This is a genomic window from Mycolicibacterium flavescens, from assembly GCF_001722335.1.
GTDB lineage: Bacteria > Actinomycetota > Actinomycetes > Mycobacteriales > Mycobacteriaceae > Mycobacterium > Mycobacterium flavescens.
The window spans coordinates 43,534-68,027 of the sequence record NZ_MIHA01000006.1; the positions used below are offsets into that span (position 1 = coordinate 43,534).

At 70.9% G+C, this 24,494-nt stretch carries 24 protein-coding genes; 16 read left to right on the forward strand and 8 right to left on the reverse strand.

The window, feature by feature from the left end; all coding sequences use genetic code 11:
* Positions 1–33: 33 nt before the first annotated feature.
* The 3 genes from tatC to BHQ18_RS09735 all read left to right on the forward strand — a co-directional run bounded on the left by tatC (position 34) and on the right by BHQ18_RS09735 (position 4,619).
* Complete coding sequence (gene tatC, locus BHQ18_RS09725) at positions 34–984, forward strand: twin-arginine translocase subunit TatC (RefSeq protein ID WP_069413398.1); 951 nt, start codon at positions 34–36, stop codon at positions 982–984.
* Positions 974–3,724 carry a DEAD/DEAH box helicase gene (locus BHQ18_RS09730; protein WP_069413399.1) on the forward strand — a complete coding sequence of 917 codons (2,751 nt, stop codon included), beginning with the start codon at positions 974–976 and terminating at the stop codon, positions 3,722–3,724. The genes tatC and BHQ18_RS09730 overlap by 11 nt, the downstream gene beginning before the upstream one ends.
* 115 nt (positions 3,725–3,839) lie before the next feature.
* Positions 3,840–4,619, forward strand: coding sequence for a DUF4333 domain-containing protein (locus tag BHQ18_RS09735; RefSeq protein ID WP_069413400.1), 780 nt, complete (start codon positions 3,840–3,842; stop codon positions 4,617–4,619).
* A 15-nt stretch (positions 4,620–4,634) separates the two neighbouring features.
* Here BHQ18_RS09735 and BHQ18_RS09740 read toward each other — a convergent pair whose 3' ends face one another.
* Positions 4,635–5,597: a 5'-3' exonuclease gene (locus BHQ18_RS09740; RefSeq protein WP_069413401.1), complete on the reverse strand. Its 963-nt coding sequence runs from the start codon at positions 5,595–5,597 to the stop codon at positions 4,635–4,637.
* Positions 5,598–5,635: 38 nt separating this feature from the next.
* Between BHQ18_RS09740 and BHQ18_RS09745 the strand changes: the two genes are divergently transcribed.
* On the forward strand, positions 5,636–6,760 hold the full coding sequence (locus BHQ18_RS09745; RefSeq protein ID WP_069413402.1) for a M24 family metallopeptidase: 1,125 nt from the start codon (positions 5,636–5,638) through the stop codon (positions 6,758–6,760).
* A 16-nt stretch (positions 6,761–6,776) separates the two neighbouring features.
* On the opposite strand, the gene BHQ18_RS09750 is transcribed toward BHQ18_RS09745, so the two are convergent.
* Positions 6,777–7,205: a F420-dependent biliverdin reductase gene (locus BHQ18_RS09750; protein WP_069413403.1), complete on the reverse strand. Its 429-nt coding sequence runs from the start codon at positions 7,203–7,205 to the stop codon at positions 6,777–6,779.
* A 34-nt stretch (positions 7,206–7,239) separates the two neighbouring features.
* Here BHQ18_RS09750 and BHQ18_RS09755 point away from each other — a divergent pair, with 34 nt between their 5' ends.
* Genes BHQ18_RS09755 through BHQ18_RS09770 form a run of 4 tightly spaced genes read left to right on the forward strand, consistent with a single transcriptional unit; the run spans position 7,240 to position 10,676 of the window.
* Positions 7,240–7,989, forward strand: a complete 750-nt coding sequence (locus BHQ18_RS09755) for an SDR family NAD(P)-dependent oxidoreductase (RefSeq protein ID WP_069413404.1) — start codon at positions 7,240–7,242, stop codon at positions 7,987–7,989.
* A 28-nt stretch (positions 7,990–8,017) separates the two neighbouring features.
* A complete protein-coding gene (locus BHQ18_RS09760) occupies positions 8,018–9,199 on the forward strand; it encodes a bifunctional cobalt-precorrin-7 (C(5))-methyltransferase/cobalt-precorrin-6B (C(15))-methyltransferase (protein WP_069413405.1) in 1,182 nt (393 codons plus the stop codon).
* Entirely contained in the window at positions 9,196–9,951 is a 756-nt protein-coding gene (gene cobM, locus BHQ18_RS09765; RefSeq protein WP_069413618.1) for a precorrin-4 C(11)-methyltransferase, read from the forward strand. The genes BHQ18_RS09760 and cobM overlap by 4 nt, the downstream gene beginning before the upstream one ends.
* The gene (locus BHQ18_RS09770) at positions 9,951–10,676 is read left to right on the forward strand and encodes a cobalt-precorrin-6A reductase (RefSeq protein ID WP_069413406.1); all 726 of its coding nucleotides are present in this window, start codon (positions 9,951–9,953) and stop codon (positions 10,674–10,676) included. The genes cobM and BHQ18_RS09770 overlap by 1 nt, the downstream gene beginning before the upstream one ends.
* Here the strand turns inward: BHQ18_RS09770 and BHQ18_RS09775 are convergent.
* The gene (locus BHQ18_RS09775; RefSeq protein WP_205866073.1) at positions 10,660–11,757 is read right to left on the reverse strand and encodes a phosphotransferase family protein; all 1,098 of its coding nucleotides are present in this window, start codon (positions 11,755–11,757) and stop codon (positions 10,660–10,662) included. The genes BHQ18_RS09770 and BHQ18_RS09775 overlap by 17 nt on opposite strands.
* Before the next feature lie 82 nt (positions 11,758–11,839).
* Entirely contained in the window at positions 11,840–12,604 is a 765-nt protein-coding gene (locus BHQ18_RS09780) for a DUF2249 domain-containing protein (protein WP_069413620.1), read from the reverse strand.
* A gap of 103 nt (positions 12,605–12,707) precedes the next feature.
* Here BHQ18_RS09780 and BHQ18_RS09785 point away from each other — a divergent pair, with 103 nt between their 5' ends.
* The 3 genes from BHQ18_RS09785 to BHQ18_RS09795 all read left to right on the forward strand — a co-directional run bounded on the left by BHQ18_RS09785 (position 12,708) and on the right by BHQ18_RS09795 (position 16,136).
* On the forward strand, positions 12,708–13,361 hold the full coding sequence (locus BHQ18_RS09785; protein WP_234794137.1) for a helix-turn-helix transcriptional regulator: 654 nt from the start codon (positions 12,708–12,710) through the stop codon (positions 13,359–13,361).
* On the forward strand, positions 13,354–13,569 hold the full coding sequence (locus BHQ18_RS09790) for a DUF8744 domain-containing protein (RefSeq protein WP_084293990.1): 216 nt from the start codon (positions 13,354–13,356) through the stop codon (positions 13,567–13,569). Before BHQ18_RS09785 ends, BHQ18_RS09790 begins: the two co-directional genes overlap by 8 nt.
* Positions 13,570–13,655: 86 nt before the next feature.
* Positions 13,656–16,136 (forward strand): multicopper oxidase domain-containing protein, encoded by a 2,481-nt coding sequence (locus tag BHQ18_RS09795; protein WP_443678412.1) that lies wholly within the window; start codon positions 13,656–13,658, stop codon positions 16,134–16,136.
* On the opposite strand, the gene BHQ18_RS09800 is transcribed toward BHQ18_RS09795, so the two are convergent.
* Genes BHQ18_RS09800 through cobG form a run of 3 tightly spaced genes read right to left on the reverse strand, consistent with a single transcriptional unit; the run spans position 16,124 to position 19,335 of the window.
* Entirely contained in the window at positions 16,124–17,587 is a 1,464-nt protein-coding gene (locus BHQ18_RS09800; RefSeq protein ID WP_069413410.1) for a precorrin-2 C(20)-methyltransferase, read from the reverse strand. The genes BHQ18_RS09795 and BHQ18_RS09800 overlap by 13 nt on opposite strands.
* On the reverse strand, positions 17,584–18,210 hold the full coding sequence (locus BHQ18_RS09805) for a precorrin-8X methylmutase (protein ID WP_069413411.1): 627 nt from the start codon (positions 18,208–18,210) through the stop codon (positions 17,584–17,586). Before BHQ18_RS09805 ends, BHQ18_RS09800 begins: the two co-directional genes overlap by 4 nt.
* A 9-nt stretch (positions 18,211–18,219) precedes the next feature.
* A complete protein-coding gene (gene cobG / locus BHQ18_RS09810; RefSeq protein ID WP_069413412.1) occupies positions 18,220–19,335 on the reverse strand; it encodes a precorrin-3B synthase in 1,116 nt (371 codons plus the stop codon).
* Between the two features lie 114 nt (positions 19,336–19,449).
* Between cobG and BHQ18_RS09815 the strand changes: the two genes are divergently transcribed.
* Positions 19,450–19,734: a hypothetical protein gene (locus BHQ18_RS09815; RefSeq protein WP_069413413.1), complete on the forward strand. Its 285-nt coding sequence runs from the start codon at positions 19,450–19,452 to the stop codon at positions 19,732–19,734.
* Position 19,735: 1 nt separating this feature from the next.
* On the opposite strand, the gene BHQ18_RS09820 is transcribed toward BHQ18_RS09815, so the two are convergent.
* Entirely contained in the window at positions 19,736–20,653 is a 918-nt protein-coding gene (locus BHQ18_RS09820; RefSeq protein ID WP_069413414.1) for a TauD/TfdA dioxygenase family protein, read from the reverse strand.
* Positions 20,654–20,777: 124 nt separating this feature from the next.
* Here BHQ18_RS09820 and BHQ18_RS09825 point away from each other — a divergent pair, with 124 nt between their 5' ends.
* From BHQ18_RS09825 to BHQ18_RS09840, 4 genes are read left to right on the forward strand one after another with little or no spacing between them, the layout of a single operon-like run.
* Positions 20,778–21,425, forward strand: a complete 648-nt coding sequence (locus BHQ18_RS09825; protein WP_069413415.1) for an ABC transporter permease — start codon at positions 20,778–20,780, stop codon at positions 21,423–21,425.
* Complete coding sequence (locus BHQ18_RS09830) at positions 21,422–22,618, forward strand: ABC transporter ATP-binding protein (RefSeq protein ID WP_069413416.1); 1,197 nt, start codon at positions 21,422–21,424, stop codon at positions 22,616–22,618. Before BHQ18_RS09825 ends, BHQ18_RS09830 begins: the two co-directional genes overlap by 4 nt.
* Positions 22,615–23,385, forward strand: a complete 771-nt coding sequence (locus tag BHQ18_RS09835; RefSeq protein ID WP_069413417.1) for an ABC transporter permease — start codon at positions 22,615–22,617, stop codon at positions 23,383–23,385. Before BHQ18_RS09830 ends, BHQ18_RS09835 begins: the two co-directional genes overlap by 4 nt.
* Positions 23,382–24,353 (forward strand): glycine betaine ABC transporter substrate-binding protein, encoded by a 972-nt coding sequence (locus BHQ18_RS09840; protein WP_069413418.1) that lies wholly within the window; start codon positions 23,382–23,384, stop codon positions 24,351–24,353. Before BHQ18_RS09835 ends, BHQ18_RS09840 begins: the two co-directional genes overlap by 4 nt.
* Positions 24,354–24,494: the final 141 nt, after the last annotated feature.

The window sequence follows — 24,494 nt, forward strand, 5'->3', positions numbered from 1 at the left end:
GCGCGGCCGTGGCGCCGCGTCAGTAGGCGTGCCGTGCAGACCACAGGACTGTTCAAGAAGCTCGATCCTCGTCGGCGACGGTCGCGGGCCAACCCCGACGGCACGATGTCGCTGGTCGAACATCTGCAGGAACTGCGCAACCGGCTGTTGATCGCGGTCGCCGCGATCGTGCTCACCACGATTCTGGGTTTCCTCTGGTACAGCCACGGCGTCTTCGGCCTGCCCAGCCTGGGCGACTGGCTGCGCGGACCGTACTGCGACCTGCCGCCGTCGTCGCGCGCGACCATCGCGCCCGACGGCGAGTGCCGCCTGCTGGCCACCGCGCCGTTCGACCAGTTCATGCTGCGGCTGAAGGTGGCGCTGACCGCGGGTATCGTGCTGGCCTGCCCGGTCTGGCTCTACCAGGTGTGGGCGTTCATCACCCCGGGGCTCTACCGCAAGGAACGCCGCTTCGCGGTCGCGTTCGTCACCGTCGGCGCCGGGCTGTTCGTCTCGGGCGCGGTGCTCGCCTACGTCGTGCTTTCCACGGCGCTGGGTTTCCTGCTGACCGTCGGCAGCGACGTGCAGATCACCGCGCTCTCCGGTGACCAGTACTTCGGTTTCCTGATCAACCTGCTGCTGGTGTTCGGGTTCAGCTTCGAGTTCCCGCTGCTGATCGTGATGCTCAACCTGGTCGGGGTCCTGCCCTACGAGCGGCTCAAGGCGTGGCGGCGCGGGCTGATCTTCGCGATGTTCGTGTTCGCGGCCCTGTTCACCCCCGGCTCGGACCCGTTCTCGATGCTGGCGCTGGCGCTGGCGCTGACCGTGCTGCTCGAGTTCGCCATCCAGCTCGCCCGCCTGCACGACCGCCGCAAGGCGCGCAAGGCCGCGCTCGAGGAGGTGCCCGACGACGTGGCGGCGCCGATCCCGGCCGCCGAACCCGTCGAGACGTCCAGTGCCGCGCCGACGTCGGGACGGCATGTGATCGACGACGATGCAACCTGACGGGCCATCTGGCCAGCTGGCCGGTTTCGCCGAGCAACTGTCGTTTCAGCTCGACGACTTCCAGCGCCGCTCTTGTGAGGCGCTGGAGAACGGCCACGGCGTACTGGTGTGCGCCCCGACCGGCGCGGGCAAGACCGTCGTCGGAGAGTTCGCGGTGCACCTCGCGCTGGCCGCCGGCGGAAAGTGCTTCTACACCACTCCGATCAAGGCGCTGAGCAACCAGAAGCACCACGACCTGGTGCTGCGGTACGGCGCGGAGAAGATCGGCCTGCTCACCGGGGACCAGTCGATCAACGGCGACGCCGACGTCGTCGTCATGACCACCGAGGTGCTTCGCAACATGCTGTACGCGAACTCCTCGACGCTGCACGGACTTTCGTACGTGGTGATGGACGAGGTGCACTTCCTGGCCGACCGGATGCGCGGCGCGGTCTGGGAGGAGGTCATCCTGCACCTGCCCGACGAGGTACGGCTGGTGAGCCTGTCGGCGACGGTGAGCAACGCCGAGGAGTTCGGCGGCTGGATCAAGACCGTGCGCGGCGACACCACGGTCATCGTCGACGAACACCGACCGGTGCCGCTGTGGCAGCACGTGCTGGTCGGCAAGCGGCTGTTCGACCTTTTCGACTACCGCGCCTCGAAGTCCAAGAAGTCCAACCGCGAACTGCTGGTGGATCCGGAGTTGTTGCGCCACATCGCCCATCGCCGCGAAGCCGACCGGCTTGCCGACTGGCAGCCGCGCGGGCGGGGCCGCAACCGGGGCCGGCCCACCATGTACCGCCCGCCGTCGCGCCCGGAGGTGATCGGCACCCTGGACAAAGAAGGGCTGCTGCCGGCGATCACGTTCATCTTCTCCCGCGCCGGCTGCGACGCGGCCGTCAAGCAGTGTCTGCGCTCACCGTTGCGGCTGACCAGCCAGGAGGAACGCGCCCGAATCGCCGACGTGATCGACCGCCGCTGCGGTGATCTACCCGAGTCCGACCTGATCGTGCTCGACTACCACGAGTGGCGCGAAGGTCTGCTGCGCGGGCTGGCCGCCCACCACGCCGGGATGCTGCCGGTGTTCCGCCACACCGTCGAGGAACTGTTCTCCGCCGGACTGGTGAAAGCGGTATTCGCCACGGAGACACTGGCTTTGGGGATCAACATGCCGGCCCGCACCGTGGTGCTCGAGCGGCTGGTCAAGTACAACGGCGAACAGCACATGCCGTTGACGCCGGGGGAGTACACCCAGCTCACCGGGCGCGCCGGCCGGCGCGGCATCGACGTCGAAGGGCACGCGGTGGTGCTGTGGACCCCCGACGTCGAGCCCGCCGAGGTGGCCGGCCTGGCGTCCACCCGGACCTTCCCGCTGCGCAGCTCGTTCTCGCCGTCGTACAACATGACCATCAACCTGGTCCAGCAGATGGGGCCGGCGCAGGCGCACAAGCTGCTGGAGGCGTCGTTCGCGCAGTACCAGGCTGACCGTTCGGTGGTCGGGCTGCGGCGCGGCATCGAACGCGGTGAGCGGATGCTGACCGACATCGCCGCCGAACTCGGCGAGCATCAGAGCGCGGTGCTGGAGTACGCCCGGCTGCGCCAGCACATCTCCGAGCGCGAGCGGGCCCAGTCGCGGGCCTCGCGGCTGCAGCGCCGCCGCGCCGCCAACGAGGCGCTCGCCTCCCTGCGCCGCGGCGACATCATCAGCATCACCCACGGCCGCCGCGGCGGCCTGGCCGTCGTGCTGGAACCCAGCCGCGACGAGGACGATCCGCGGCCGCTGGTGCTGACCGAACACCGGTGGGCCGGGCGTATCTCGTCGGCCGACTACTCCGGCAGCACACCGCCGCTGGGGTCGATGCCGCTGCCCAAACGCGTCGAGCACCGCAACCCGCGGGCCCGCCGCGACCTGGCCTCGGCGCTGAACTCGGCGGCCGCGGGGCTGGACGTCCCGTCCAAGAGGGGCAAGCGCAGCGGATCCGCCGACGAACCCGACATCGACCCCGAACTCGCGGGGCTGCGCAGCCGGATGCGCGCACACCCCGCGCACCATCTGCCCGACCGCGAGGAGAAGGTCCGGGTGGCCGAACGGTATCTGCGCATCGAACGGGACAACGAGCAGATCCGCCAGAAGGTGGCCGCTGCGACGAACTCGCTGGCCCGCACGTTCGACCGGATCGTCGCGCTGCTGACCGAGCGGGGCTTCATCGCCGGCACGGCCGAGGACCCGAAGGTCACCGACGACGGCCGGCTGCTGGCCCGCATCTACAGCGAGAGCGATCTTCTGGTCGCCGAGGCGCTGCGCACCGGGATCTGGGAGGGGCTGGACGCCGCCGAACTGGCCGGTGTGCTCTCGGCGGTGCTGTACGAGGCGCGCGGCGACGCGCCGGGCACCCGGGATTTCGACACCCCGACCGGGCGGCTGCGGCGGGCGTTGAACCAGACCCGGCGGCTGTGGACCGAACTGCGCGCCGACGAGCAGCGCCACCGTCTCGCCGGCAGCCGCGAACCCGACGAGGGTTTCGTCACTGCGATCTACCGCTGGGCCACCACCGGCGACCTGACCACCGCGCTGGCCGCCTCGGACATCACCGGCAGCGGATCCCCGCTGTCGGCAGGCGATTTCGTGCGCTGGTGCCGGCAGGTGCTCGACCTGCTCGACCAGGTGCGCAACGCCGCGCCCACGCCGGCGCTGCGGGCCACCGCCAAACGCGCGATCAACGATGTCCGGCGCGGGGTGGTCGCGGTCGACGCGGGCTAGCGAAGCACCAGGACGAATACCGGGACACGACTGGTCGCCCCGGTAGGGTGTTGGGGCACAGCGTCCTCTAGACGTCCTCTAGGCGGCGCACGGTCGCGAACGATCAAGGAGTGAGATGAGCGGACCGCAGGGATCTGATCCGACGCAGCCGTACCCAGGCCAGCAGCCGGACCAGGCCGCCGGCCAGCCGTCCGGCGACCCCTCGGGCAACCAGGCCTGGCAACCGCAGGGCGGTGACGCGACGCAGGCCACCCCGGCGTGGCAGCCTCCGGCCTACGATCCGCAGCAGGCCCAGCAGTACCCGCAGTACCAGCAGCCGGCCTACCAGCCGCCGCAGCAGTACCCGACGGGCGAGCAGACCTACCAGCAGCCGGCCGGCTACCCGCCGCAGCCCTATCAGCAGCCCGGCCAGTACACCCAACCGCAGTACGGCCAGCCCTACGGGCAGCCCCCGCAGTACGGACAGCAACCCGGCCAGACCGGTCAGTACGAGCAGCAGCCGGGTCAGTTCGGGCAGTACCCGCAGTACAACGCCCCGGGTTCGGAGGAGAGCTCGAAGCGGTCACTGAAGGTGATCGGCGGTGTGATCGGCGCGTTGGCCGCCGTGATCATCGCGGCGGTGCTGGTCCTGGGCTTCTGGAAGCCCGGGTTCTTCGTCACCACCAAACTCGACATCGACGCGGCCCAGACCGGCGTGCAGCAGATCCTGACCGACGAGGCCAACGGCTACGGCGCCAAGAACGTGCAGGACGTCAAGTGCAACGACGGCCAGAACCCGACCGTCGAGAGGGGCGCGACGTTCAACTGCGAGGTCAGCATCGACGGCACCAAACGTCAGGTGACGGTGACCTTCCAGGACGACGACGGCACCTACGAGGTGGGCAGGCCCAAGTAAGGGTTCAGGTAACCCCTACCCGTCGAGGGCGTCGAGCGCCTTCTGTAGGCGGCTGATCGACGACGTGACCCCGTAGGTCTCGGCCAGGTCGACCACCTTGCGGGGATGCTCGGCGGCCAGCGGCAGCGCGTCCGACGTCGTCGACCACTGCACGTCGGCGTCGGAGGCGACCTTGACCACCGGGATCGCTTTTTCGATGTAGTCGGCGGCTTTGAGCAGCTTGGTCCGGTAGGCCTTGCTCATCTTCGACGACGGATCGTTGGCGGCCGCCAGCACCCGCTCCAGCGAGCCGTACTGCGCCAGCAGCGCCGCCGCGGTCTTCTCGCCGACTCCCGGCACGCCGGGCAGCCCGTCGCTGGGGTCGCCGCGCAGCAGCGCGAGTTCGGCGTAGGCCGGCCCGGCCCGGTCGATGGGCACGCCGTAGGTGTCGGCCACCTCCCTGGGACCCCACTTGGTGGCCTTGGCCAGCCCGCGCCCGAGGTAGAGCACCCGCACCGGCACCGGCTCGTCGCGCACCAGCTGCAGCAGGTCGCGGTCGCCGCTGACCACCACCACCGGATCGCGGGTCTCGCGCGCGGCCAGCGTCCCGAGCACGTCGTCGGCCTCACACGCCGGGGCGCCCGCATGCGGGATGCCGAACGCGTCGAGGATCTCGAAGATCATGTCGACCTGCGGGGTGAGGTCGTCGGGTACCTCCTCGACGTCGGGGTCGCCGTCGGGGTTCTCCTCGAGCACGCGGTGCGCTTTGTACGACGGCACCAGGTCGACCCGCCACTGCGGGCGCCAGTCGTCGTCGCGGCACACCACCAGCCGGGTGGGCCGTTCGCGGGTGATCACGGTCGCGACCGCGTCGAGGAAACCGCGCAGCGCGTTGACCGGTCGGCCGTCGGGTGCGGTGATCGAGTTCGGCACGCCGAAATACGATCGGAACCACATGCTGGCGCCGTCGAGCAGGACGAGCGAGGACATGCGAGCCATCCTGCCAGGCACCCGGCGGCGCGGATTAGCCTCGTGGCATGAGCGCCGGACGATTCCCCACCGATGTGTACGCTTCCCGGCTGCGGGCGGCCGCGGCTGCCGCGGCCGACGCGGGTCTGGCGGGTCTGGTCATCACACCCGGCTACGACCTGCGCTACCTCGTCGGGTCCCGGGCGCAGACCTTCGAGCGGCTCACCGCGCTGGTGCTGCCCGCCTCAGGCGACCCGACGATCGTGGTGCCGCGGCTGGAGCTGGCCGCCCTCAAGGAGTCCGCGGTGCCCGAACTCGGTCTGGCGGTGCGTGACTGGGTCGACGGCGACGATCCCTACGCTCTGGTCGGGCAGGCGCTCGGCGGCGGCACGCCCACCACCGCGGTGACCGACTCGATGCCGGCGCTGCATCTGTTGCCGCTGGCCGACGTGCTGGGCGCGGTGCCGGTGCTGGCCACCGACGTGCTGCGGCGGCTGCGGATGATCAAGGACGCCGCCGAGATCGACGCGCTGCGCAAGGCGGGTGCGGCGATCGACCGGGTGCACGCCCGGGTGCCCGACTTCCTGAGGCCCGGGCGCACCGAGGCTGACGTCGCCGCCGACATCGCCGAAGCCATTGTCGCCGAGGGTCATTCGGAGGTCGCGTTCATCATCGTCGGTTCCGGCCCGCACGGCGCCGACCCGCACCACGAGTGCTCGGACCGGGAACTGCGCGCCGGCGACGTCGTCGTGGTGGACATCGGCGGCCCCTACGAGCCGGGCTACAACTCGGATTCGACGCGGACCTACAGCATCGGCGAGCCCGACCGGGAAGTGGCGCGCCGCTACGCGGTGCTGCAGCGCGCGCAGCAGGCCGCGGTCGCCGCGGTGAAGCCGGGCGTCACCGCCGAACAGGTCGACGCCGCGGCCCGCGACGTGCTGGCCGCCGAGGGGCTGGCCGAGGCGTTCGTGCACCGCACCGGGCACGGTATCGGGCTGTCGGTGCACGAGGAGCCTTACATCGTCGCCGGTAACGCGCTGCCGCTGGAGGCCGGTATGGCGTTCTCGGTCGAGCCGGGGATCTACTTTCCCGGCGAGTGGGGCGCGCGGATCGAGGACATCGTGATCGTCACCGCCGACGGCGCCGAGGCGGTCAACACCCGCCCCCACGAGCTGGTGGTCGTGCCCGTTTAGTCAGCCTCGCCGGGGGTCAGGACTCCTGCACGCGGTCGAGCAGACCCGAGGATCCCAGCACCCGCTCGACGCGGACCTCGATCACCACACGCTTGGGGTTCTCCCGCGGCGTGCGGTACCGCTGCGCGTACCGCAGTTCGGCGTCGCGGACCGCGTCGGCGTCGGTGTTGACGTGGGCCTTGCCCTCCAGCGAGAGCCATCGCGCGCCGTCGACCTGGCTGAGCACCGCGACGCCCTGCCGCTCGGCGTTGATCGCCTTCTGCGAGCCGCCGCTGGTGATGACGCGGGCGATGTGGGTGGCGGGGTCGAACGTGAAACCGACCGCGACGACGTGCGGGGAGTTGTCCGAACGCAGCGTCGTCAGCATCGCCAGGTGGCGCTCGGACAGGAATGCCAGGGCGTCGGTGGTGAGCCGGGTGGTGCCCCGGCGACTGGACTGGGCCATCGGCCCCACCGTAGCGCAGGGGATAATCGCGGCCGTGACTGACACGGGCGGCCCACTGGTCGTGATCTTCGGCGGCCGCAGCGAGATCGGCCTGGAGGTGGCCACCCGCCTCGCTGCGGGCGCGACGGTCGTGTTGGCCGCCCGGCGCGCCGACGACCTCGCCGCCGAGACCGCGGCGGTGCGCGCCGCCGGTGCCGTCGATGTGCTGGTGCGCGAGTTCGACGCCGACGATCTGGCCGGGCACGGACCGCTGGTCGAGTCGATCGTCGCCGAGCACGGGCCGATCGCCACCGCGGTGTTGGCGTTCGGGATCCTCGGCGATCAGGCCCGCGCCGAGAAGGATCCGGCCCACGCCGCCGCGATCGTGCACACCGACTTCGTCGCGCAGGTCAGCCTGCTGACGGTGCTGACCGAGACGATGCGCGCGGCGGGAACGGGCGCGCTGGTGGTGTTCTCGTCGGTGGCCGGCGTGCGGGTGCGACGGGCCAACTACGTCTACGGCTCGGCCAAAGCCGGCCTCGACGGGTTCTGCAACGGGCTGGCCGACGCGCTGCACGGGTCGGGGGTGCGGCTGCTGCTGGTGCGCCCGGGCTTCGTGATCGGCCGCATGACGCAGGGCATGCCACCGGCGCCGCTGTCCAGCACCCCGGCGCAGGTCGCCGACGCCACCGTTCGCGCCTTGCACCGCGGCCGGGCCGCCGTGTGGGTGCCCGCGCCGCTGGCGGTGCTGGCGGCGGCGTTCCGGATGACACCGCGGTTCGTGTGGCGGAGATTGCGGCGATGAGCGCTTGCGCGAAGGGCAGAGGGTTCCGATGACGATCGTCGTGGTCGGTATCGGTGCCGACGGGATGGCCGGGTTGTCGCCGGTGTCGACAGCTGAATTACGCAGGGCCACAGTCATTTACGGGTCGTGGCGCCAGTTGGACCTGCTTGACGACACAGTTGGTGCGGTCAGGCGCACGTGGCCGTCGCCGATGATGCCCGCGCTGCGCACCCTGCTCGACGGCGCCGACGGTGACGTACACGTCGTCGCCAGCGGTGACCCGCTGCTGCACGGTGTGGGCAGTTCACTGATCCGGATCTACGGCCCCGACCGCGTCACGGTGCTCCCGCACGTGTCGTCGGTGACGCTGGCCTGCTCGCGGGTCGGGTGGGCGGTGCAGGACACCGAGGTGATCAGCCTCGTGACCGCCGAACTGCACACCGCGGTGCGCCGCGGCGGGCAGGCGGTGGTGATGTCGCGCGACGCCGGCACGCCCGCGGCCCTGGCCAAGCTGTTGACCGGCACCGGCCGCGGGGACTCCGAGATCACCGTGCTCGAACAGCTCGGCGGGCCCACCGAACGGCGCCGCTCGGCGACCGCCCGCGAGTTGGCGGCCCGCCCGCCCGGCGACGTCGACGACCTCAACGTGGTGGCGGTCCGCTATCTGCCCGACGAACGACGGTTCGGCGCGCTGCCCGACGACGCGTTCGCCCACGACGGTCAGATCACCAAGCAGCCGATGCGCGCGCTGACGCTGGCGGCGCTGGCGCCGCGGCCGGGGCAGCGGCTGTGGGACGTCGGCGCGGGATCGGGCAGCGTCGCGATCGAGTGGTGCCGCAGCGGACCCGGTTGCCGCGCAGTGGCGTTCGAAAGCGACGACCGGCGCCGCAAACGCATCGTGGACAACGCGACGACGTTCGGGGTGCGGGTGGACGTACACGCCGGCGCACCTGAGGCGTTCGACGCCGCGCCGCCGCCCGACGTCGTCTTCATCGGCGGGGGCCTCACCCAGCCGGGCCTGCTGCAGGCCTGCTTCGACCGGTTGCCGTCCGGCGGCAGGCTGGTCGCCAACGCCGTCACCGTTGAGTCCGAAGCGCTTGTCGCACAGTGGTATTCGCAGTACGGCGGCGAACTTCGCCGGTTCGCGCACTACCGCGGCGACCCGCTCGGCGGGTTCACCGGCTGGCGGCCCGCGATGCCGGTGACGCAGTGGACGGTGACCAAACCATGACCGTCTACTTCATCGGCGCCGGCCCCGGTGCTGCCGACCTGATCACCGTTCGGGGACAGCGCCTGCTGCAGCGCTGTCCGGTCTGCCTGTACGCCGGTTCGATCATGCCCGACGATCTGCTCGCCGAGTGCCCGCCGGACGCCCGCATCGTCGACACCGGGCCGCTGACGCTGGACCAGATCATCGACGAGATCGTCACCGCCCACACCGACGGGCTCGACGTCGCGCGCCTGCACTCCGGTGACCCATCGATCTACAGCGCCCTGGCCGAACAGTGCCGCAGGCTCGACGAACACGGAATCGGCTACGAGATCGTGCCCGGGGTCCCCGCGTTCGCCGCTGCCGCCGCGGCGCTGGGCCGAGAGCTCACCGTTCCCGGTGTCGCGCAGACGGTCACGTTGACCCGGGTGGCGACGCTGTCGACCGCGATGCCGCCGGGAGAGGATCTGCGCAGCCTGTCGGCGCCCGGCGCCACGCTGGTGCTGCACCTGGCCGCCGCGCAGATCGACACGATCGCCGCGGAACTGGCCGACGGCGGCTACCGGCCCGAAACACCCTGTGCGGTGGTGGCGTTCGCGTCGTGGCCGCAGCAGCAGGTAGTGCGCTGCACACTCGCCGATCTCGCGGAGCAGACGAAGGCCGCGGGCATCACCCGCACCGCGGTCATCGTCATCGGCGACGTGCTGGGCGCCGCGGGCTTCGCCGACAGCTACCTGTACTCGGCGCGGCGGGTGCGGGGGAGCCGGCACTGATGCGAATCCTGTTGCTGGGAGGCACCTCCGAGGCGCGTGCGCTCGCCGCGCGGCTGCACCCCGCCATCGAGGTGATCAGCTCCCTCGCCGGACGGGTGCCCGACCCCGCGCTGCCGGTCGGCGAAGTACGCGTCGGCGGGTTCGGTGGCGTCGAGGGCCTGCGGCAGTGGCTGCGCGACGAACAGGTCGACGCCGTCGTGGACGCCACGCACCCGTACGCCGCAACGATGACCGCCCACGCGGCCGCGGTGTGCGCCGAACTCGCGCTGCCGCACCTGGTGCTGGCCCGGCCGCCGTGGCCGCCCGGCGACGCGATCGTCGTCCCCACTGATGTGGAGGCCGCGAAAACCGTTGCTGCACAGGGCTTCGGGCGGGTGTTCTTGACGACGGGCCGCTCGGGGGCGGCGGCGTTCAAGGGTGTCGACGCCTGGTTCCTGATCCGCGCGGTCACGCCGCCCGAAGCGGCGGATCTGCCGACGCGCCATCACATCGTGCTGTCCCGCGGGCCTTACCGCTACGACGGCGAACTGGCGCTGCTGCGGGAACACCGGATCGACGCGCTGGTGAGCAAGAACAGCGGCGGGTCGATGACGCGGCCCAAGCTGGACGCGGCGGCCGCGCTGGGCGTGCCGGTGGTGATGGTGGACCGGCCGCCGCTGCCCGACGGCGTCGCGACCGTCGCGTCGGTGGACGAGGCGGTCGACTGGGTCAGCGGTAGGAGCTGATCAGCTCGAGGGTGTCCAGTTCGCGGATGGCGCGGCAGCCGCGGCTCAACATCGCGAGCATCATCTCGTCGCCGCGCTCGGTCGTCGATGCGAACGCCGTGCCCAGTGCCACGAGCAGCGGCGCCTGCACGACGCCGAGGCGGTAGTCATTCCAGCAGGTGGCGAGATCGTAATCACCTACGCCGTAACCGATCAGCGCACGGTGGTAGCGCTCCACGAGGTCACGCTCGGTCTCCGCGCGCACCGTCGGTTCGAGGCTGGTCGCGGTGAAGTACGCGAGGTCGCGCGTGGGTAGTCCGATGCCGATGGTCTGCCAGTCGACCACCGTGATGCGGGTGTGGTCGGGATCGAACAACATGTTGTCGAGCCGGTAATCGCCGTGCATCAGTGCGTAGCGGTCCGGTTCGGCCATCAGCCAGTCGGTGACCGAAGCCATTGCCGCGGAGAGTGTCTCCTGGTCCTCGGCGCTGATCGATGGGCCGAGGCGGTCGATGACAATGTCGGCGGCCATCTTGCAGACATCACCCATGCCCTTGGCGGCTTCGGCGTCACCGGGTTTCGGCATCACGATTCCGGCCAGCTGCATCCACCGGTCGTCGCGCCAACTCGGGCCGTGTAAGCCCGCCAGCGCCTCGACGGCGAGCCGTGCATCCACGACGCTGCACCCGGCGATCTGGTCACCCTGCACCGCCGGGGCCATGTCGGCAAGGACCAGGACGAAATCTGTTCCGTCGACCGAGATGTCGCTGTGGAAACAACCGGGGATGGGGATGGCCACCTGATCGGCGATCAGCGAGTAGAACTCGACCTCGGAGCGGTAACCGAGCGCCACCCGCTCGCGCACCGCATCGTCCTGGGCGGACAGCTTGATCGCGAACGTCGCGGGCAGGTCGGTGTCGCCGGCGTACGTGACCGCCGCCCGGTAGGTGGCACCGGTCTGTCCGGTCCCGATCGCGAGCACGTCGACGACGTCGATGTCCACGCCGAGCGCCGAACCGAGCCAACCGGGCGTCACATCGGCCGGACCGCGGGGGATGGTGAGCACGCTGCCCTCGTCGGTCGATGGGGTCTGCTGCCCCACGGCGCCTCCCTCAGTGGTTGCGGGTGTGAGCCGAAACCGTATCGGTAAGGGCGACAGTCGTCAACGAACCTGGGCGCCCGCGTCAGTGCCGGGTAAGGCGCAGCTTCCAGGCCTCCGGTCCGCGTTCGAGGTATTCCACCGAGATCCGGCCCGAGGTGCGGTCGTGCAGTTGGCGCAGCAGCGGCACCGGGTCGTGGGGAGCCACGAGCACCAGCGCGCCGCCGGCCCGGACCGCGTCGAACGCGCCGAACACGGTGGCGTGCCGAATCGAGTGCGGCACCTCGCGCACGTCGAGCACCGGTTCGTCGGCGTCGGACTCACCGCAACCGCACCGGTCATGGCCGGGTTCGCCGCAATCGTGACCGCCGAGCAACTCGTGCATCCCCCCGGTGATCTCCGTCAGGGAGGCCTCCGGGTCCGCGGCGACAATCGGCAGTATCCGGTCGTTCTCGTCGATCAGGTGCGCCTCGAACAACACCCGCAACGCGTGACCCGCGGCCGCCGCGCGCACCGGGGACTCCTCGCTCCGAATCCGGTCCACCAGGCCCGCGATCACACGGTGCGCCGCGATCATCGACTCGATCAGAGGTCTGGCCTTCTCGGTGCCGGCGGCCGCGGGATACAGGCGGGCCTCCTCGGCTGCGGCGTGCGGCAACAAGTCGCCGGTCAGGAACTCGGCCGCAGCCGCGCGTGCCGGTTCGAAGTCCGCGGTGCGCTCGGCTGCCGACAGCATCGCCTCAGTCAACACCTGAACGCGTCCTGCGAGCTCGGCGTGATGGCCCTTGATCGCCTCGACGGCCTCCGCATCGGCGGCGGTGGACGCGACGATCACCTCGTTCACGGTCATGTCGGCTCCCTTCGGGTTGTGCTGGTCCGACACCTGACAATTTACTACAATAAATTCCGTGTTAAATAGTGGCCCGTCCCTCGGGCCTCCGCCCGCCCGCCCGGTGACTGGCCATGTCCCGTTGTCGGGCCAGCGGCTGCGCGTGCTCGCATATCTGCGTGAGCACGCGCCGGTTCGCACCGTCGACGCGGCGTCCCGTCTCGGCCTGCACCGAAATACCGTGCGCGAACATCTCGACGCGCTGGTCGACCTGGGTCTCGCCGAGCGCGGCACCGAACCCGCCGCGGGCCGGGGGCGGCCTGCGGCGGTGTACCGGGCAGCCGCCACCGACCCGGCCGTGGCGGCCCGCGACTACGCCAGCCTCGCGACTGCGCTGGCTGGGCACATCGCCCGGACCAGCGCCGAGCCCGGGCGCGATGCCCGCGCGGCCGGCGTCGAGTGGGGCCGCGAGGTAGCCGAGGAGATCGGCCGCACCGACAGCGATCCGCGCCAAGCGGTCCTCGACGCACTGACGCGGCTGGGCTTCGCTCCCGACGACGAGGGCGCCGAGCGTGGAGTGGCGCTGCGCCGCTGTCCGCTGCTCGACGCGGCCCGTCGCTACCCCAGCGTGGTCTGTCAGGTCCACCTCGGAATCGTCGAGGGATTGCTGCACAGCGTCGATGCGCCCACCGGGCCGGGCCTGGACCTGATTCCGTTCGCCGAACCCGGTGCCTGCCGGCTGTTCCTGCCCGATCCGGTGGTGAAAACCCATGATTGAGAATCGGATCTCGCTTCGGGCGGTGTTGCTGATACCGGGAGGGTTCGCGCGGTTGGCCGGATTGGACGCCGCGCTGTTGCGCCTCGGGCTACCCGCCCGCGTCGAATCCGTCCGGCTGGCCGAGGTGCACGGCATCGTGCTGGTGCTCGGGTTCGTCGGCGTCGCGGTCCGCGCGTCCGTGCGGCAGACGATCGGCGCGCCGGTATGAACCGCTCCCAATGGCATCTGCGGGTCGGAACGATCGTATTCGCCTGGCTCGCAGCACTTGTCGTGATAGCACTGGTTCACAGGTCGGTGCCGATATCGACCTGGATGCTGATCCACCTGCTCGGTCTGGGGGCGGCAGGCAACGCGATCCTCATCTGGAGCCGACACTTCGCCGATGCGCTTCTGCGCCGTCCACAAGACCCGTCGAGGTCCGCGCAGGCCTGGACCCTCGCGGTCTTCAACGTCGGCGCGGTCGCGGTGGTCGCCGGCATGGCCGTCTCCTTCTGGCCCGTGGTGCTGGCCGGTGGTATCGCGGTCGCCGCCGTCGCGTTGACCCACGCCGTCACGTTGGTGCGGCAATTGCGCAGCGCGCTGCCCTCACGCTTCGGCGACACCGTGCGCTATTACGTCGCTGCGGCAGGGCTGCTTTCGGTCGGGGCCGGGCTTGGCATCGCGATGGCCAACGCGACGCTGCCCGGCGCCCTGCACGAGCGGTTCGTCGTCGCCCACGCCGCGGTCAACCTGTTCGGGTTCATCGGGCTCACCGTGCTTGGCACCTTGGTGACCCTGTGGCCGACGATGCTGCGCACCCGGATGGCAGACGGGGTCGAGGTCGCGGCCCGGCGTGGTCTGCCCCTGCTGGTGGCGGGTTTGACAGTGACGGTGGTGGCGGCGGTGGCCGGTTCGCCGGTGGTGACCGCCGCGGGTGCGCTGGCCTACCTCGCTGCGGCCGGGTACGTGCTGTGGCCCCACCTCGACGAGGTCCGTCGCAAGCGGCCGGGCAACTTCGCCACGCTGTCGGTGCTGTGCGGCGTGGTGTGGCTACTGGGCTCACTGAGCTACGCGGTGGTCGCCTCTGCCACCGCACCGACATGGTCCGCACTGCTGGACCGGGCCGGTCCGCTCACCGCGGCGGTGCTCGCCGGGTTTCTGGTTCAGGTTCTGCTCGGTGCGCTGTCGTACCTGACCACCATCGTCGTCGGCGGGCGCGCCGCCTCCATCGCAGCGACCACCGAACTGGAACGCGGCGCACCGTGGCGGCTGGCCGTCGCCAACGTCGCGCTGCTGCTGTGCGTGCTGCCGACCCCGAGCCTGCTGCGGGTGGCGGCGTCGGTGTTGGTGCTGACCGCCTACGCCGCGTTCCTGCCGCTGCTGGTGCGGGCGGTGTGGCGGGCACGCAAGCTCCGCGATACGCCGTCGACGCCGGGACCGCCGCCGTCGGGGCCCCCGGTGCGACAGCGGCTCGGCGTCGCGGCCGCCGGCTTGGCAGTCGTGGTGTTGACGGCCGTGGCCGCGGTGGCCGCCGACCCCGCCGCGGTCGGAATCACCGACGCGCCGCAGGTATCGGTGACCGCCACCGGACAGACCACCGAGGTCGAGGTGCACGTCGAGGGGATGCGCTACGTGCCCGACACCATCGACGTGCCCGTGGGCAACCGGCTGGTGGTCACCCTCGTCAACAGCGGTTCGGACCGACACGATCTGGTGCTGGCCAACGGGACCAGCACCGGGCGCCTCGCGGTCGGGGAAACCGCCGTCGTCGATGCAGGGGTGATCGGCGCCGACATGGACGGCTGGTGTTCGGTGGCCGGGCACCGGCAGATGGGCATGACCATGTCGGTGCGCGCGACCGGCGCCGAGGCGCACGCCGGCCACCACGACCAGGTGAGCGCGGCGTCGATCGCCGGTGACGACATTGCGCGCAGTCTCGCGGCGACGCCCGGCCCGGATTTCGTGCCGCGGGACGCGGCCTTGGCCGCCGCGACGCCCGACCACCGCGTCACCTTGGCGGTGACCGAGACGAAGCGGGAGGTGTCGCCGGGAATCACACAGCGGCAGTGGACTTTCGGTGGCGCGGCGCCCGGGCCGACGCTGCGGGGCAAGGTCGGCGACGTCTTCGAGGTCACTCTCGTCAACGACGGCACGATCGGGCACTCGATCGACTTCCATGCCGGGGCGCTCGCGCCGGACGTGCCGACGCGCACCATCCAACCCGGCGAACGCCTGGTCTACCGGTTCACCGCGAGCCGTGCCGGTGTGTGGATGTATCACTGCTCGACGATGCCGATGTCGGTGCACATCGCCAACGGCATGTTCGGCGCAGTGGTCATCGACCCGCCGGACCTGGCGCCCGTCGACCGCGAATACCTTCTCGTGCAATCGGAGTACTACCTCGGGCCGCAGGGCGGCGAGGTCGACGCCGCCAAGGTCGCCGCCGACAAGCCCGACCTGGTGGTCTTCAACGGCTACGCCAACCAGTACGACCACGCGCCGCTGAGCGCCCGCGTCGGGGAGCGAGTGCGGATCTGGGTACTCGCCGCCGGGCCGAACCGAGGCAGTTCCTTCCACGTCGTCGGCGGCCAGTTCGACACCGTGTGGTTCGAGGGCGACTACCGGCTGCGACCGGGCCCCGGCGGCGCCCAGGTCCTCGGATTGTCAGCGGCCCAAGGGGGTTTCGTCGAGCTGAGCTTCGACCAGCCCGGGCGCTATCCGTTCGTCACCCACGTGATGGTCGACGCAGAACGCGGCGCCCACGGATTCATCGAGGTCGCACGTCAACCCGGATAGCGGCGCGGGGTGAACACCCGGTCGCCGTCGTCGGTGTACCACTGGGTCTGCGACGACCCGACGATCAGCAGGCAGCGCATGTCGACGTCGCCGGGGTTCAGGTCGGCCAGCCGGATCACCCGCACGTCTTCGCGGGGACCGGCCACGTCGCGGCCGATCACCACCGGCGTGCCGGGGTCGCGGTGCTCGAGCAGCAGGTCGCGCATTGCGCCGACCTGCCAGGTGCGGGTCTTCGACGCCGGGTTGTAGATCGCCAGCACCAGGTCGGTCTCGGCGGCGGCGGTCAGGCGCGCGGCGATCACGTCCCACGGCTTGAGCCGGTCCGACAGCGAGATCACCGCGTAGTCGTGGCCCAGCGGTGCGCCGACCCGGCTGGCGACGGCCTGCGCGGCGGTCATCGCCGGGATCACCCGCACCGAGACGCCCGGCCACTGCTTGGCCTCCTCGAGCACCGCGGTGGCCATCGCGAACACCCCGGGGTCGCCGGAGGACACCACCGCGACGGCGCGGCCCTGTTCGGCCAGCGTGCAGGCCAGCCGCGCGCGGGCCGGCTCGTCGGTGTTGTCGCTGGGGTGGCGGCGCTGGCCGTCGCGGGCGCCCACCCGGTCGAGGTACGGCCCGTAGCCGATCAGGTCCGTCGCGGCGGCCAGCTCATGCCTGCTCTGCGGGGTCATCCAGTCGGTGTCCCCGGGCCCGAGCCCGACGACGGCGACGCTGCCCGTGGTGGCCTCGCGGCGCGGCCGCCCCGGCAGCATCGCCAGCGAGAAGTACGGCACGCCGGCCTCGTCGACCTCGCCGGCACCGAGCACCCGCTGCCGAGGGGTGCTGGCCCGCTCGACGTAGTACGCCTCATCCAACCGGCCGGTCGCCGAGAGTGCTTCGCGCACAGCCGGATACGACCTGCCCAGCTTGATCATCACCGCGGCGTCGGTGTCGGCGAGCCGGCGTTTGAGCTCGTCGGCGGGCAGCGTGCCGGGCAGGATGGTCAGCACCTCGTCGCCCTGGACCAGGGGAGTGGCCACCGCCGCCGACGCCGCGCTCACCGACGTCACGCCCGGCACGATCACGGCGTCGAACCGCTCCGTGAGCCGGGTGTGCATGTGCATGTAGGAGCTGTAGAACAACGGATCACCCTCGGCGAGCAGCGCCACGTTGCGGCCGGCCTCCAGATGCGCGGCGATGCGCTCGGCGGACTCGCGGTAGAAATCCTCCATCGCCCCGGCGTAACCGCCCGGGTGGTCGGTGGTCTCGGTGGTGACCGGATAGACCAGGTGCTCCTCGATCTGCCCCGGCCGCAGATACGGTTCGGCGATCCCGCGCGCGATGCTGTTGCCGTGCCGGGCACTGTGGTAGGCGACGACGTCGGCCTCGCCGATCACCCGTGCCGCCTTCACCGTCACCAGTTCCGGATCGCCGGGGCCCAGCCCGACACCCCACAGCGTGCCCCTCATTCCCGTTCCGTCGCAATCGCATTCACGGCCGCGGCGGCCATCGCGCTGCCGCCGCGACGGCCCAACACCACGAGATAGGACATCCCGCGCGGCCGCTCGATGAGTTCCTGCTTGGACTGTGCGGACCCGACGAACCCGACCGGGCCGCCCAGAACCGCCGCGGGCACCGGGGCGCCGTCGTCGAGCAGTTCGAGCAGCCGGAACAACGCGGTCGGGGCGTTGCCGATCGCCAGCACCGCGCCCCCGAGCCGGTCGGCCCACAGATCCACCGCGGCCGCCGAGCGGGTGCTGCCGAGCCGGGCGGCCAGGTCCGCGGCACGCGGATCGGCCACCAGTGAGACCACCTCGTTGTCGGCGGGCAACCGCGAGCGGGTGATCCCGGCGGCCACCATCGACGAGTCGCACAGCACCGGCGCCCCGGCCGCCAGCGCGGTGTGCGCGCGGGCCACCACGTCGGCACTGAACGCGACGTGATCGGCGACGTCGACCTGGCCGCAGGTGTGGATCAGCCGCACGACGACCCGGGCCACGTCGTCGGGGAACCGTGTCAGGTCCGCCTCGTCGCGGATCGTCGCGAACGACTGCCGGTAGATCTCGGCGGCGTCGCGGATGTAGTCGAGCACCTGCTCACCCTAGAGGGAGCGGACCCGGTACCCGTCTCCGGTCGCCACCAGCACTTCTCCGACCGGCGGGCTGCCGCAGGCCCGTTCGCAGCCGACGAAGTGGCGGTGCACCCCGGGGCTCTGCTGGACCGCTGCCGCGGCGTCGGCACGCACATCGGCCACCGAGTGCGCGCAACCCGGGCTTCCGGTGCAGGCGCTGACCGCCAGCCACGGCGAGTTCTCGTCGAACACCAGACCCAGCGGCGCGAGCACCCTCAGCGCGACGTCGGCGACACCCTCGTCGAGGTCACACACCAGCACCGAGCGCCACGGCGTGATCACGATCGGCGCCTCGATCGCCGCGAGGAACTCCGCGGTGCGGGCGGGCAGCACGCCCAGCGGGACGGCGGCGCCGAGCGCGACGCGACCGTCGTTCTGCTCGATCCAGCCCACCGGCGGCCTGCTGACCGGCGCCCAGGTCGCACCGGGCTGTTCGGTGGCGGTCAGATCGGCCAGCAGCGCTGAGGTGACGTCGAGTTCCCGGACGCGCCAGGCCTTTCCGCGTACCTGTGCGAACCGCCGCGCGACAGCGCACACCGCTTCCACGCCATCGCCGGCGGGAACCCGGACCCCGGTGTCGCGGCCGGCCAGCAGCAGCGCCGCGGTGTCACCGTCGAGATGGATGCCCGCGTCGGCGTCCAGCCCGGAGATGTCGCCGCGGCCGTCGTCGACGCCGAACAGGAACCGGCCGGGCAGCGACGCCAACGTCTCGTCGGCGCGGATGGCCTCATCGAGATCGGTGACCAGACCGCGGATGTCAGGTGTGGCGCCGGTGCGCCCCGACAGCGGCGAGGCGACGATGTTGCGCACGCGTTCGTGCGTCGGCGACGGCAGCAGCCCGGCCGAAGCGATCGCGTCGGCGACCGCCGCCGTGTCGTCGTCGGCGATCCCGCGGATCTGCAGATTGCCCCGCGAGGTGAGCTCCAGCGTGCCCGCACCCCAGTCGGCCGCGGCGCGGGCGAGCGCCGCGATCTGGCCGGCGCCGATCCGCCCGCCCGGCAGCCGCACCCGCGCCAGCGCACCGTCGGCGGCCCGGTGCACCTGCAGCGCCCCCGGGCACGCGTCCTGGTCGCGGGTCCTGGCCATCAGCCCACGCTACCGCCGCGAACACAGGTAGTGCGCTACGCATGTGATCCGCCCGGCGCGGTCGTAGTTTCGCCGTAAGCCCGAAGGATCGGGTGGGAACGGTGGGAGAACGACATGACCGACACGACCAACACGACCGACCTGCCCGCGGCCCCGCGTCACCAGGCCCCGCGTCACAAGGCAGTGGCCCCCGCCCCGGCCGTCGACGACCGCGTCGTGATCACCGAGCAGCAGGTGCTGTTCGGATCGGCGCAGGCACTCGCCCGCGCGCCACACCGGTCCACCCACTGGGCGGCGGTGCGGCGCTGGTTCGCCGGTTCCGGCGAGCGGCGCAACTATCCGGCGCGGCTGAACTATCTCGAGGCCGCGTTGCTGTCGCGGGAGCTGGACCGGCTCTGATTCAGCCGGCGAGCGCGACCGGGCCCACGACGTCCGAGTACGCCGACGCGTCGCCGACGACCGCGCGGCTGCGCCTGCCGAACACGTCGACCGGGATGTCGCCGGCCAGCGTGATGCGGTTGAGCCGGCGGTACTGGTCGTCGTAGTCGGCGACCGCGTAATGCTGGGTGGCGCGGTTGTCCCACACGGCGACGTCGCCGAGCTCCCAGTTCCAGCGAATCGTGTTCTCCAGCTTGGTGACTCGTGCCTGCAGCAGGTTGAACAGGGTGGCCGACTCGGTCGCGCCGAGGCCGACGAACCGCTTGATGAAGTGGCCCAGCAGCAGCACCCGCCGCCCGGTCTCGGGGTGCACGCGCACCACCGGGTGCTCGGTTTCGTAGTAGTCGGCGACGAACTCGTCGCGGTAGGCCCGCTGCTCGGCGGTCGGGGTGGCGCCGGGCTCGTCGTGCAGCGTCGCGTAATCGTACTGGTTGGTGTGCACGGCCCACAGGTTCTCGACCAGGGCGCGCAGCGGCGGCGGGAGCTGGTCGTAGGCCGCCTCGGTGGAGGCCCACGTCGTCGTGCCGCCGTAGGGCGGCAGCGTGACGGCCCGCAGGATCGATGCTTTGGGGACGCGGTCGACGAACGTCACGTCGGTGTGCCAGCTGTTGGCCTTGTCGAACCGCGAGTCGATCGGCAGCAACCGGTCACCGCGTGAGGTGACTGTCGGATGCGCGGCGGTCGGGGTGCCCAGCGCTCTGGCGAACGCAAGCTGCCCGTCGTCGTCGAGGTCGTGTTGACCGCGGAAGAACACCACCTTGTGCTCGAGCAGAGCGGCGTTGATCCGCGCCGCGGTGTCCGGGCCGACGCCGGCGCCCAGATCGACGCCGTCGATGCGCGCACCGATGTGTGCGCCGAGCTTGACCACCCGCAGTGACATGTGAAGAACCTTCCGTCGGACCGGCTGCCAGGTTCCTCGTTTGCGCCCGCGGCGGCCAGCGTTCGGCTCAGCGGGAATCGAATGCCGCGGTTTCGATCCGATCAAGATCGGGTAGAGCGACGCGGTGGGGGCATTGTGGGAGTACATCACCGCCCATTACGCGCAGCTGGCCTTCGACTCCTACCAGCACGTCAGCGCGGTTGTGCAGAGCGTGCTGATCGCGACCGTGATCGGGGTGGCGATCGGGGTGGCCACCTACCGCAACGCAACCGCCGCCAGCCTCGCGACGTCGACGTCCAGCGTGATCCTCACGGTGCCCGCGTTCGCGCTGCTCGGTTTGCTGATCCCGCTGTTCGGCCTGGGCGTGGTGCCGGCGGTCACCGCGCTGGTGCTGTACTCGCTGCTGCCGATCGTGCGCAACACGATCGTCGGGCTCAGCGCGGTGGACCCGGCGCTCACCGACGCCGCCCGGGGGCTGGGGATGAGCAGGCTCGACACGCTGGCCCGGGTGGAACTGCGCCTGGTGTGGCCGTCGATCCTGTCCGCGATGCGGATCAGCACCCAGATGTCGATGGGGGTGCTGGCGATCGCGGCCTACGTCAAGGGGCCGGGGCTGGGCAACCTGATCTTCACGGGGCTGGCGCGCGTCGGCAGCCCAACCGCCGTCCCGATGGCGCTGGCCGGCACGCTGCTGATCGTGATCCTGGCGCTCGCGCTCGACGCGGTACTCGTGCTGCTCGGGCGGCTCACCACCTCGAAAGGTATTCGATGACAACGCAGATCGCACCCGAGGACACCCGCGACGGCACCGGCGTGCGCATCGTGCTCGACCACGTGTCGAAGGTCTACCCCGGCTCGGAGCGGCCCGCTGTCGACGACGTGTCCCTCGACATCCCGGCCGGCGAGATCGTGGTGTTCGTCGGGCCGTCCGGGTGCGGCAAGACCACGATGATGCGGATGATCAACCGGCTCTCGGAGCCGACGTCGGGCAAGATCATGATCGGCGAGAGCGACGCGTTGTCGATCCGGCCGACCGAACTGCGCCGCTCGATCGGCTACTCGATCCAGCAGGCCGGGTTGTTCCCGCACATGACGATCCGGCAGAACGTCGGGCTGGTGCCGGGTCTGCTGCGCTGGGACCGCAAACGCATCGCCGAACGCGTCGACGAACTGCTCGACATGGTCGGCCTCGAACCGACCGAGTACGCCGACCGCTATCCGCGCCAACTCTCCGGCGGCCAGCAGCAGCGCGTCGGGGTGGCCCGCGCGCTGGCGGCCGACCCGCCGGTGCTGCTGATGGACGAGCCGTTCGGCGCGGTCGACCCGATCACCCGCAGCACGCTGCAGGACGAACTGCTGCGACTGCAGAGCGAACTGCGCAAGACCATCGTGTTCGTCACCCACGACTTCGGCGAGGCCGTCAAACTCGGCGACCGGATCACGGTGCTGGGCAACCAGTCCAAGGTGCTGCAGTACGACACCCCGCAGAACATCCTCGCCAGCCCGGCCGACGACACGGTGGCCGGCTTCGTCGGGTCCGGTGCCTCGCTGCGCCAGCTCGGCCTGATGCGCATCAAAGACGTCGAGCTGAGGCCGCATCCGACCGTGCGTGAATCGGATTCGCTCGACGAGGTCCGAAAGACCTTGGCGGGCAGCGAGTTCGACTGGGTGGTGGTCCTCGACGACCGTGAGCGACCGGTCAGCTGGGTGCGGGAGGGCAAGCTTGCGCACGCGAGCACGCTGGCCGCGGTGACCGAATCGCTCGACGTGGTGAGCACGCAGTCGACGCTCGAGGACGCGCTGGAGGCGATCCTGGCCGGGCAGCACGCGTCGGCCGTCGTCACCGGCCCGGGCAGCCGCTACGAAGGCGTCGTCACGCTGGACACGCTGATCGACACCATCACGTGGCTGCGGGCGTCCGCGGAGGCGAGCACCGAGGAGAGCAGAGGAACCGCAGCACCGTGACCGCTGTCGCCGAGACCACCCAGACCGCCCGGGCCAACCCGGGTGAGCGCAGGCGGCTGCTCATCCAGCCGGTGCTGGTGCTGGTGGTCGCTGCGGCGGTGGTGTTCTGGGCGTTCAACCGCGACCTGACCGCGACGCAGCAGGAGAACATCAACCCCGGCAACATCGCCACGCTGATCTGGCAGCACCTGCTGATCACCGCCGCGGTCACCGCGATCGTGCTCGCGGTCGGAGTGCCGCTCGGGGTGCTGGTCACCCGGCCCAGCGCCCGACTGCTGCGGCCCCTGTTCATGGGCGTGGCCAACATCGGGCAGGCCGCACCGGCCATCGGGCTGCTGGTGCTGCTGTTCCTGTGGACCGGGCGGACCGGGTTCTGGATCGGCGTGCTGCCGATCGCGCTGTACTCGCTGCTGCCGGTGCTGGCCAGCACGATCCTGGGCATCACCCAGGTGGACCGGTCACTGGTCGATGCCGGTCTGGGACAGGGCATGTCGCGCCGGTCGGTGCTGCAGCGCGTCGAGCTGCCGCTGGCGGTCCCGTACATCCTGGCCGGTCTGCGCACGTCGCTGGTGCTCGCCGTGGGAACCGCGACGCTGAGCTTCCTGGTCAACGCCGGCGGGCTGGGCATCCTGATCGACACCGGATACAAGCTGCAGGACAACGTGACCCTGATCCTGGGCAGCGTGCTGGCGGTGTGCCTGGCGCTGCTGGTCGACTGGCTCGGCGGGCTGGCCGAGTTCTACCTCAACCCCAAGGGTCTGCGATGAACCGCCGCGTTCTCGCGGTCGCGCTGGCCTGTGTGCTGCTGCTGACCGGCTGCGGGCTCGGCGCAGGCAGCACCGTCCCGCTGAAGGTCGCGCCCGGGTCGGTCCAGCCGACCCCGGGCCTGGAGGGTGTGCGAATCACGGTGGGCTCCAAGGAATACACCGAACAGGTGATTCTCGGGTACATCCTGGAGTTCACGCTCGCGGCGGCCGGCGCCGATGTGCGCGACCTGACCGGCATCGTCGGGTCGCGCAGCACCCGGGAAGCGCAGCTGTCGGGGCAGGTCGATGTGGCCTACGAGTTCACCGGCAACGCCTGGATCAACTATCTCGGCCACGAGAAGCCGATCCCGGACAGCCGGGCGCAGTTCGAGGCGGTGCGCGAGGAGGACCTGGCGCGCAACGACATGGTGTGGCTGGAGCCCGGGCCGATGGACGACACCTACGCGCTGGCGGCCAGCCGCGCGGTGGTCGAGCGCACCGGGGTGCGCACGCTGTCGCAGTACGCCGAGCTCGTCCGTCGCGACCCCGCCGCCGCGCGCACGTGCGTCGACACCGAATTCCGTGCGCGCCAAGACGGTTTCCCCGGCATGGCCCAGGCGTACGGGTTCGACCCGGCGCGCGCGCAGACCCCGGTGCTGCAGGTGGGGATCATCTACCAGGCCACCGCCGACGCGACGCAGTGCGACTTCGGCGAGGTGTTCACCACCGACGGGCGCATCGCGGCACTCGACCTCGTCGTGCTCACCGACGACAAGCAGTTCTTCGCGCACTACAACCCGTCGGTCACCATGAAACGCGGCTTCTACGAAGCACATCCGCAGATCGCCGAGGTGACCGCGCCGGTCACCGCGGCGCTGACCAACGACGCGATCATGGACATGAACAAGCAGGTCGACGTCGAGGGCCGCGACCCCAGCGTGGTGGCCCGCGACTGGATGGTCGCCGAAGGTTTCGTCACCCTGCCCTGACAGTGACGCTTGTCACATCCGGATAACGAGTGATCCGTGCCACACAGCTTGCTCACAAATGCCCGTTGACGTCGTAAGTTCCAGCTACTGCACGTGTGTGTAGTAAGCGATGTCAGGAAGGAACGACGATGTTCGAACTGA